7 protein-coding genes and 1 tRNA gene are annotated in these 9,332 nt (G+C 48.5%); 7 read left to right on the top strand and 1 reads right to left on the bottom strand.

Annotation, left to right across the window (positions count from 1 at the left end):
• Positions 1–463 precede the first annotated feature (463 nt).
• From ACR6Z4_RS29225 to ACR6Z4_RS29245, 5 genes are all read left to right on the top strand, one after another.
• Positions 464–1,417 carry an asparaginase gene (locus ACR6Z4_RS29225; RefSeq protein WP_479720878.1) on the top strand — a complete coding sequence of 318 codons (954 nt, stop codon included), beginning with the start codon at positions 464–466 and terminating at the stop codon, positions 1,415–1,417.
• A gap of 530 nt (positions 1,418–1,947) precedes the next feature.
• A tRNA-Met gene (locus tag ACR6Z4_RS29230) sits at positions 1,948–2,024 on the top strand.
• Positions 2,025–2,247: 223 nt separating this feature from the next.
• A complete protein-coding gene (locus ACR6Z4_RS29235) occupies positions 2,248–2,502 on the top strand; it encodes a hypothetical protein (RefSeq protein ID WP_479720879.1) in 255 nt (84 codons plus the stop codon).
• Between the two features lie 106 nt (positions 2,503–2,608).
• Positions 2,609–3,805: a murein transglycosylase A gene (gene mltA, locus ACR6Z4_RS29240; RefSeq protein ID WP_479720880.1), complete on the top strand. Its 1,197-nt coding sequence runs from the start codon at positions 2,609–2,611 to the stop codon at positions 3,803–3,805.
• A gap of 269 nt (positions 3,806–4,074) precedes the next feature.
• Positions 4,075–4,362 (top strand): WGxxGxxG family protein, encoded by a 288-nt coding sequence (locus ACR6Z4_RS29245; protein ID WP_479720881.1) that lies wholly within the window; start codon positions 4,075–4,077, stop codon positions 4,360–4,362.
• Positions 4,363–4,498: 136 nt separating this feature from the next.
• On the opposite strand, the gene ACR6Z4_RS29250 is transcribed toward ACR6Z4_RS29245, so the two are convergent.
• The gene (locus tag ACR6Z4_RS29250) at positions 4,499–4,636 is read right to left on the bottom strand and encodes a hypothetical protein (protein ID WP_479720882.1); all 138 of its coding nucleotides are present in this window, start codon (positions 4,634–4,636) and stop codon (positions 4,499–4,501) included.
• A gap of 302 nt (positions 4,637–4,938) precedes the next feature.
• Here ACR6Z4_RS29250 and hslO point away from each other — a divergent pair, with 302 nt between their 5' ends.
• Positions 4,939–5,841: an Hsp33 family molecular chaperone HslO gene (gene hslO, locus ACR6Z4_RS29255; RefSeq protein WP_479720883.1), complete on the top strand. Its 903-nt coding sequence runs from the start codon at positions 4,939–4,941 to the stop codon at positions 5,839–5,841.
• Between the two features lie 503 nt (positions 5,842–6,344).
• Positions 6,345–9,317 (top strand): pentapeptide repeat-containing protein, encoded by a 2,973-nt coding sequence (locus tag ACR6Z4_RS29260; protein ID WP_479720884.1) that lies wholly within the window; start codon positions 6,345–6,347, stop codon positions 9,315–9,317.
• The last annotated feature ends 15 nt before the right edge of the window (positions 9,318–9,332 follow it).

The following is a 9,332-nucleotide window of genomic DNA, read 5'->3' on the forward strand; positions in this document are numbered from 1 at the left end:
CTGAATCAGGTAGATCCATGCTGTTGTCCTGGTGCGTTGTCAACGTTCAGAGGTAGGGTGACAGGTGGATGGGAGACCTCGGAGGTTTCGAAAACCTCCGAGGTCTTAGGGAGCGCGAGAGGTCTTAAGGCGCGATCAGAGACCCGTGACCCCAAAATTTGATGGGAACTCCCCACGTTGCAAAAGTTAGTGTTTGTCCTATCCAGGCTTAAAAAAGGATTCCTTTACCGCCACTATTGCCGTCAGCCAATATAGTATTGAGGGGCTGTTAAGTTTTGAATGGTTAATCTTTAGGATCACACATTAATTAAAATCCGGACGTTTATTTTTGGAAGCGCGGCGGAGCCGCGCTTCCAAAAATAAATCTTCGGTTTTATTAAATCCACGATTCTGAGCAACGAACCTTTCAATCAACAATCGTCCATACGGTGTCTTAAGCCAGGAGTATGTCACAGTCGCAGCCATGACAAGGGGAAAAAGAACGCAAGCCGCAGAGTTAGAAGTCCGACTACTGCGTGAAGGAATTGTTGAATCCAAGCACTACGTTCAGGCAACCGTCGCAGATGAACGAGGACGTGTTTTATCGGTTGCAGGCAACGCCGAAACCTCCGCGTTTGTCCGCTCAGCCCTAAAACCTTTTCAGGCTCTAGCGGTGACTAATACAGGCACCATAGAGCGCTTTAGTTTAACCGACAAAGATTTAGCCATTATTTGCAGCTCTCACCAGGGCAGTGTAGAGCAAGTTCGGCAAGCATTTAACATTTTGTGGCGTTGCGATGTTGACCCATCCGCCTTACAATGCCCCATCCCGGAAGGTAAAACCAGCCCTCTGCAATACAACTGTTCTGGCAAACATGCCGGGATGTTAGCCGTTTGCCAGCAACGCAACTGGTCGATCAATAACTATCTTCAGCGCAACCATCCCGTGCAAAAGCTAATTTTGCAAAAAGTAGCCGAGTTGCTGGGGATGCCTGCCGAAGAATTTATTTGCGCCCACGATGACTGCGGTGCCCCCACCTATTTCATGCAATTGGGGCAAATGGCAACGTTGTATGCCAAGCTTGCCTCTGGCGACAATTTAGATATGGAACGGATCATTCGGGCAATGACCCATCATCCGGTTTTAATTGCAGGGGATGGTGAGTTTGATACAGAACTGATGCGCCTGACCAACGGTCAACTGGTCAGCAAATCTGGTTCAGAAGGCATCCAATGCATTGCCAAGGTGGGCGAAGGTCTGGGGCTAGCCATCAAAGCGATCGATGGCTCTAAACGCGCTAAATATGCCGTTGCTATTCAACTTTTGAAACAGATGGGTTGGATTACCCCAGCCACCTCTGAGACATTGGGCGAAACCTACATGACACTGGGCAAGTTCAAGCGGTTAGAAGTGCTGGGTGAATTATCGTTACTCTAAACGGTCGAAGGGAAGGGCGATCGCTCTTTCCTTAGTTCTCTCCTGAAGTTAGATGCGTAGCGAAAATAGGTAGTCCTAAAAAAGTAATGATTTTTTGTGGCGCGGGCAACGCCCGCGCCACAAAAAATCATTACATGAATACCACTACCCGAAAATAAACGTCTGAGTTTCATACCTGCCGTAATTTTGGTACTTTGTCAGCGTTAAATTTTAGGGTTACGGGTCTCTGATTCTGTTTCCTAAGATCCCCGAGATTTTAAAACCTCGGAGGTCTAATACTCGGTCATCCCTTATCTACAGCGCTTCGCGCTGGGATATGTTTAGATTTTTTGTTGTGTGCCGCGCGGAGCGCGGCACACAACAAAAAATCTGTAGCTTAAGCAATTGAAAATGGCTGTAAGTGTTGACAAAGCACTGGCACAAGCCAAATCGAGTGCCATATTTGCCTGCTTACCAGTCCGTAAAAATCCAGGTTAAAAAATAGTTTGCCACTTTAGCCATTAATCGCTATACTTGGAAAGCGAACACAACGCGGGGTAGAGCAGTCTGGTAGCTCGTCGGGCTCATAACCCGAAGGTCAGTGGTTCAAATCCGCTCCCCGCCACCAAATGGTTAATTAGCTAAAAATCCTCGTTTCTATGACAGAAACGAGGATTTTTGCTTTAGACGGCTCAAGAAATCCTCGTGATTAAATTGGAGGTTGTGTGAGAGCCGCACGGAGCGCGGCTCTCACACAACAACTTTTACTTCACGCAAGCGAGAATTGCTATAGTAGCTGTGACTCTCTGAATGGAGTTAATCTTGTAAGGTGTTTAGGATAGCGATGCATTATGGCTAGAACTCCCAGCGAATACGCCGTTCACCTCATGATCGAGGGAGGACATCGGGAAGAAGTCCGTTTCCCGACCATTCAAGAATTTCAAAAGTGGTATAGCAGCGAACTGGTGCCCAAATCAGCGTCTGATGAGTTCATCAGCGTCCCCATCAAAAATATTCAAGGCGAATATATGGTGGTGCGTCCCTCAAAAATCCTGGCAATCCGCGTAGAACCCGTCTTCTATGGCAGCGTTGAGCGGGATTTTTAGCTAATCGCTAACAGCTATCAGCTAATCGCTAACAGCTATCAGCTAATAGCTAACAGCTAACAGCTATCAGCCAGTATTACTGTTTATAGAGTTGGGTTGACTCCAGATGGGTCGAGCGATCGTCATATCGTTTTATTTAGGTTTAGCCACTGCTTTGACGGTTGCATCTGTACCCGTTAGGGCGCAGGTGCCATCGGTGCCGTTGCCATTAGTCAACCCAGCGATCACCGATACTGCTTCCCAATCCCAGCCGTTGTTAGGGTTAGACGAACACATTTGGGGCAGTGGCGATCGCCCAGGCGATCGCCAGACCTTGATTGCGGCGATCGATCACTCGTTGAGATATCTCAATACAGCCGCCGCAGAGACAGCATATCGACACTATCCGGTTGCCGGATTTACTCGCGATCGCGTGCGTCGTAGCTTACAGCGGTTTCGTCAGTTAGTGTTAACTAGCCCGAACCCTGAGGCATTGCAAACCGCCGTGGCTGAAGAGTTTGATTTTTATCAGTCTGTGGGGCGAGATGGTCTGGGCACGGTCGATTTTACCGGCTATTTTGAACCAACCTATGTGGCAAGCCGGGTGCAAACGGCTGAGTTTCGCTTTCCCATCTATCGCCTACCCCCCAACCTGGGACGCTGGGCAACTCCTCATCCTACGCGAACTCAACTTGAAGGCATTGATGGCTTACAAGGTGCCGGAGGGCCCCTACGCGGACTGGAGATTGCCTGGTTGCGCGATCGCCTCGAAGCCTTCTTAATTCAAGTGCAGGGCTCTGCTCGGCTGCAACTGACGGATGGCAGCACTCTTACCATTGGCTACGCCGGACGCACCGACTATCCCTACATCAGCATCGGTCGGCAACTCGTCAATGACGGCAAAATTTTAGAAGCAGACCTCAGCTTACCGGCTGTCATTCAATATTTTCAACACTATCCTGCCGATTTAGACCAATATTTGCCGCGCAATAACCGCTTTGTGTTTTTCCGCGAAACTAACGGTGCTCCACCCACCGGAAGCTTGGGTGTGCCCGTGTCGGCAGAGCGATCGATCGCAACTGACAAATCGGTGCTGCCACCGGGCGCGCTGGCGCTAATCATGACCCAAATGCCCGTGCCTACTGCCACCGGCTCCCTGGAACAACAACCCGTCAGCCGTTATGTGCTCGATCAAGATACGGGGGGTGCCATCCGTGGTGCCGGACGGGTCGATATTTTTATGGGCAGCGGTCAAGCCGCAGGCGATCGCGCTGGACTGATCAATACGCCTGGACAACTCTACTATTTACTGCTCAGAGAATAGTTTTATAGCAGCCGCAGGGCTGTTTAGGATAGGCGCGCTGCCTAGGTTACAGCGTATTTAGGACAGCTATAGCAGAGCTTAAACCTGCCAATCTACTGCTTTTGAGCCAGACTAAATCAAGGCTATCTCCCCTCAATGACGGACAACGCGCCTGGGAAAACCCTTTACTGTTTCTATATAGAGGGTTTACAGAAAGAGCCAATTCACAAGATTGGTACTCATGCAGATTGATCTCCTATTTACTAACAGTTGTCCTCGAGGTGTTTTCCATGAAAAATAAATTGTTTGCTTGCTTAGGTACTGGCGCTCTCGCCTTGAGCCTTGCCATTTTGCCGTCTACGCTTTCCGCATCTGCCCAGACCACCACTGACCCCGTTGCGCCCGACACAGTGACCACTGACGATAACTATGGTGACGACGGGTTCGACCTAGGTTGGTTGGGTCTTCTTGGCTTGATTGGTCTGGCAGGTCTAAAAGGGCGCGATCGCGACCATGACACCAGAACAGGCTACACGACTCCCGCATCTACAACTTCCGCTAACAACCCTCGCTACTGAAGCAGGAGTCGTGGCGCTCTAATGCTTCAAAAAACAGAAGGGGTCGCTAACTGGCGACCCCTCGTTGTTTTTTATGAGAACTATGGCTGTAACGGTATCCGGTTGGGTGAAGGACGGAGGGTGGGGGGTAGAACTCCTACGTAGGGGGCGGTGCCTCCTGCACTTGAGAAGACTGGAGGATTGACAGGATTGCTCTGACTAATGCCTCTGGATCGACAGGTTTTGCAATATGACGTTGAAACCCAGCCTCGATTGCCCGTTGTTGTTCTGCCATATCGGAAATTAGCAGGTTGAACCGATGAGAAACGTCAATTTGGTTTTCGGTCGTACGATAAGGACGAGTCCGCAGGAACTACCCGTAGCCCGACACCCTAGTACACCCAATTAAAAGGTTTGAAGGGGGTGGAGAGAGGTGAAATTTCCTCGCGAGAGCGCACCTCCAACCTCCTAATGTTGCAAGATTCAGGGGGTGCACTACCCGTAAACGAGTTCTCTCACCGCTGATGATCGAATAAGTTTGCGGTAAACTAGTATGTAACGGATTGTTAAAGTTTGTAGGGCGTGTATAGGGGTTTCATGGCAGACCAACTGGTTCGGGCAACTGCGGCAGATGGGGGAATTCGTGCCGTAGGCGTGATCACCACACGTTTGACCGAAGAAGCAAGACATCGACACAACCTCTCCTATGTGGCTACAGCCGCTTTAGGACGAACCATGTCAGCCGGATTACTCCTCGCTTCCAGCATGAAGCGGGCAGAATCGAGGGTGAATATTCGGGTCAAAGGCAACGGTCCGCTCGGCGGTATTTTGGTGGATGCCGGGTTAGATGGCACCGTCAGAGGGTATGTAGATAACCCTGCGATCGAGCTGCCACCCAGCAGCAAGGGTAAATTAGACGTCGGAGCGGCTGTTGGTAGCGAAGGCTATCTGTATGTAGTTCGTGATGTGGGCTATGGCTATCCCTACTCCAGCACTGTAGAACTAGTGTCTGGTGAGATAGGCGATGATGTTGCCCATTACCTGCTGAATTCCGAACAAACCCCCTCTGCTTTGATGGTGGGTGTGTTCGTCGGTGCTTCTGGTGTAACGGCATCTGGGGGATTGCTGATTCAGATTTTGCCCAAAGCCGCCCGAGATGAAGCGTTAGTAGAAAAATTGGAATCGCGGATTGCCTCTTTAGTGGGCTTCACCCCCCTGTTGCAAGCCGGAAAATCGTTACCCCAGATCTTTGAAGAACTGCTGGGCGATATGAACCTCAGTATCTTTCCAGAAACGCAAATGTTGCGGTTTCACTGTGGTTGCTCCTTCGATCGCGTTTTAGGAGCACTCAAAATTTTGGGCGAACAAGAACTGCGTACTATGATCACCCAAGATGAAGGGGCTGAGGCAACCTGCCACTTTTGCAACGAAATCTATCAAGCCAATAGCCAACATCTAGAGCAACTCATCGTTGAACTGCAATCTGAATCGTCGTCGTAAGACTTTTTTCTCTCACCTTTCACGACGGATATAGCAATTCTCAAATGAGTGAAGTACACGTTATCGTTTGAGAGCTGCGCGGAGCGAGGCTTTCACACAGACTTGTAGCACGCTTGTGGTGATCGAGGGGCGATCGCCCACACCTTGCCCAACAACCAAATTATCCAGCCATCGGCATTGACGTGTATTCCCTTGGGGACGCAACGTAAGTGCCGATTGCTGTATTAATACCAATCTTTTATGAAGTTGCGCCAAACTAAAACCCCCTGTAGTCCCCCTTGCCAAGGGGGGCGGCGACAGCCGGGGGTTGAATAATGCGCAGCTTCACATTAAATCGGTATAACCTACCATCGCCCCGATTCTGAGTGTGTAGCGCTACAGGCACTGGAGGAAACCTCCAGTCCATAAAAAAGCATTGGATTAAATTAAAACTTATACGGAACGGTTTGGATTTCGCTTGAATTAGATAGTATTTTTTCCAGTTCCACCCGGAGACATCAGGAGTGGAACGATTTGACATCCAATGTCCGGAGACACTCCCAATGGCAACCCGCATCTGGAAATTCCTCACGACCGACATCAAAGATTTGCTCTCGACAGACACGGTTGCAGGTACGGTCGAGGTTGCCGAAGCCACCTTTGGGTTAGCTGCAACGCTGAAACAACAAGACATTCAGCAACTTGCCCCAATCATCCGTCAGGGGGCATCGTTGTTAGATATACTCAACTCGCCCTTAGCAGAACTGGCAGAATCGACCCTACCCTTCGTCAAAATTGCCACCAGCCTACTAAAGTTTTATCTAGACAAAACAAAAACTGAACCGACCCTGGCGCAGTCGGTTGCATTGGTTAGCCAAGCTGCCTATTTAGAAAGTTTTCGTCTCGTCTTGCAATTGCCCAGAGTCCAGCAGTGGCTTGTTCAAGTGGGTAACCAACCCGCCTCTGAGCTAGTCCAGCAGCAATTTAGACGATTGGGTGATCTGGAGCTGGATGATCAATCTGCTCGCCTTGCGTTGCTGTCGTTTCATGAATCAAAACTGGCTCATGCCTTTAATGAAGCTCTATCTGCTCGTTTGGAGCAATTGGGTCTACCCGCCAGCAATGCCAGACAAATTGCCGAACAGGTTGCCCTCGAAACCAATAAACAGCTGCTTCCTGCCCTGGCGAATGCTGGAGAATCCGTCAAGCGCCTGGTCGCATGGTACCAGGTCGGTGGACGCGAGGTTTTAGAAAAATATGACAGCATCGATACCTATTTGCGTGAACACATCCAACCCCGCCCTTTAGAGCCGGTGTTTAGCGAAACGTTTAGTTTTCGAGATATCTACGTGCCGCTGAAAGCTCAACCACTCAATTCTGAAGGTATTGCACCCGCTCACCCTGCCCCGATTGACCTGGAAACCTGGGCAAAAACAGTACTCAACGATGCCAGTAAATGCGATCGCGTTCTGTTTATTCAGGCAGGGCCGGGTCGAGGCAAAAGCGTATTTTGTCGGATGTTTGCCGACTGGGTACGGCAGCACGAACATCCCCGATGGACGCCTATTTTGATTCGTCTACGCGATATTGAAGCGATCGCCCATGATTTTGAAGAAACCTTGAGAAAAGCAGTCGATCGCGACTTTGCCAAAAATGATCCCGGTTGGCTAAGCGATCGCACGATCCGCTATTTATTTTTGCTTGATGGCTTTGATGAATTGCTGATGGAAGGTAGAACCAGCGGTGGTTTAGAAGACTTTTTACGGCAAGTCGGTAGATTTCAAGAAAGCTGCGCCCAAAATTCTGAAAAAGGGCATCGGGTCTTGATCACAGGTCGATCCCTTTCACTCCATAGCATCGAACGGCTGATGCCACCCAATCTGGAGCGCGTCGAGATTTTGCCCATGGACGACGAACTTCAGGAGCGCTGGCTAACGCAATGGGGCAAGCTGATCGGCAACAACCCTATTTTTCTGAAAAAAATTCTGTATGACCAACGCCTGCCCGATCAGGTGCGAGAACTATCACGGGAACCCCTGCTGCTCTACTTACTGGCTGCCATGCATCGTGCCCGCGAATTGCGCCTGGAAATGTTTGACGGAGCCAACGCTGCCGCTGCCAAAGTTTTGATTTATCAGCGCACCATCGATTGGGTGCTGACCAAACAACGCGATACCCTACTCAACCGCAGATTAACCGAACTAGAACTGGATGGCTTGCACCGCATTTTGGCAGAAGCCGGACTCTGTGTGATTCAAGCCGGAGGCGAATCTGCCCCGATTGCCATGTTAGAAGAACGGCTCAAACATGACGATAATGCTAAAAAACTATTAGCTGAAGCAGGCGATCGCCTGCAAGAAAGTCCGTTACGAAATGCCCTTGCCGCGTTCTATATGCAACCCGGCAAAAAAGGCACAGGCACCATTGAATTTGTCCATAAAAGCTTTACTGAATTTCTCTGTGCCGAACGCTTAAAAGAAGCTCTCGAAGATTGGTCAAAACCAGGAGATAAACGGAGAGAATTTTATGTCACCACAGAGCAAATGGATTGGGAGATTTACGATCTCTTAGGTTACAACACGCCTCTTAGACCGGAAATCGTACAATATCTCATGGTTTTATTAGAAAAAAGTGTACAATTTCATCCTATTTTTTTGTTTCGACGGTTAGAACATTTCTACCTTCGCTGGTGTAATGGAGACTTTATAGATGCTCCCCCAGAAAACTTACCTCAACGAAAAATGCGTCTGATGAAGGAACAAATTTCTGATCAACATCTTGGACAAAGACATCGAGATGTTGCTGCGGGCTTAAATGTGATGATTGTGCTGTTAGAACTCCATCGTTATGGACAAGCAAACGAACATTTGAAAAGAGAAATCTATTTTCATCCTTGTGGAAAACGAAACAACCAGGAATTTGATAGAAAGAGACTTCTGCGGATTGCAAATTATTGTAATTGCTTAAATACTGATGCATTCAATATCATTATTAGTCCTTATTTAAATAAGATTGATTTGAGTGATGCAGATCTTAATCATCTAAATTTAAGTGGTGTTAATCTCAGCGAATCTAATCTTAAAAATACATCTCTAGAATATGCAAATCTCAGTGCAGCAAACCTACAGGGAAGCAACCTCGAACAAGCAGGTTTGAATAATGCAGACCTGAGTTATGGAGATTTTCGGAAAGCAAAATTGATCGGTACTTCTTTGGTTGAAGCCAGGTTAGTCAATTCGACGCTTCGTGATGCAGAACTGCGAGATGCAGATTTAATGGATGCTAATCTTTTTGCCGTAGATTTAGAGAACGCAAATCTTACTAATGCTGACCTCAGTGGAGCAATATTAAGTGGAAATCTCAGAGGTTCAAACTTCAGTGACGTTAATCTTCAAAACCTTCGTCCTGATCCGGGCAATGATTGGAGAACCGTAAAAGGTTTAGCAACAGCAAGAAATATACCAGAAGAATTGAAAAAACAAGTTGGGCTGCAATAGGCGGATTTAGATCCT

It is taken from the genome of Calyptranema fuscum S582 (genome assembly GCF_055793305.1).

Coding starts and splice junctions, on each gene's coding strand:
- ACR6Z4_RS29225 (WP_479720878.1), top strand. CDS start 464: ATGACAAGGGGAAAAAGAACGCAAGCCGCAGAGTTAGAAGTCCGACTA.
- ACR6Z4_RS29235 (WP_479720879.1), top strand. CDS start 2,248: ATGGCTAGAACTCCCAGCGAATACGCCGTTCACCTCATGATCGAGGGA.
- mltA (WP_479720880.1), top strand. CDS start 2,609: ATGGGTCGAGCGATCGTCATATCGTTTTATTTAGGTTTAGCCACTGCT.
- ACR6Z4_RS29245 (WP_479720881.1), top strand. CDS start 4,075: ATGAAAAATAAATTGTTTGCTTGCTTAGGTACTGGCGCTCTCGCCTTG.
- ACR6Z4_RS29250 (WP_479720882.1), bottom strand. CDS start 4,636: ATGGCAGAACAACAACGGGCAATCGAGGCTGGGTTTCAACGTCATATT.
- hslO (WP_479720883.1), top strand. CDS start 4,939: ATGGCAGACCAACTGGTTCGGGCAACTGCGGCAGATGGGGGAATTCGT.